General features: G+C 77.2%; 1 pseudogene. It reads right to left on the bottom strand.

The window, feature by feature from the left end:
• Positions 1-311, bottom strand: a pseudogene (locus tag B9S61_RS40560) (ArsR family transcriptional regulator); the annotation flags it as partial.

The raw sequence follows: 311 nt of genomic DNA, 5'->3' as shown, positions 1-311 counted from the left end.
GTTCGGCGAAGGGCAGGAGTTCGATCTCCTGGTGTGTCTCGCCCAGGGCGGCGAGGGCGGCCCGGGCCAGCCCCTCGTGGACGCCGCAGATGACACCGGGGTACTCGCGGGCCGTCTCGACGAAGGGGCAGCGCGGCAGCCGCGCCCGGCGCGACTCGGGGTCCGCGTCGGGAGCGAAGCCGATCTCCCCGAGGAGGTCCAGCACGCGTTCGCGCGCCTCCCGCGGGTCCGCGGACGGCTCCTGCCCGGTGGTCAGCACGCGCCCCCACTCCTCGCCCGCGGCGAGCGCGTCCTCGCGCGGGTCGGCGCTG

The organism is Streptomyces sp. SM1 (assembly GCF_002910825.1).
Classification (GTDB): domain Bacteria; phylum Actinomycetota; class Actinomycetes; order Streptomycetales; family Streptomycetaceae; genus Streptomyces; species Streptomyces okerensis.
The sequence above is the reverse complement of the archived record's forward strand: the minus strand, read 5'-3'. Positions and strand labels throughout refer to the sequence as shown.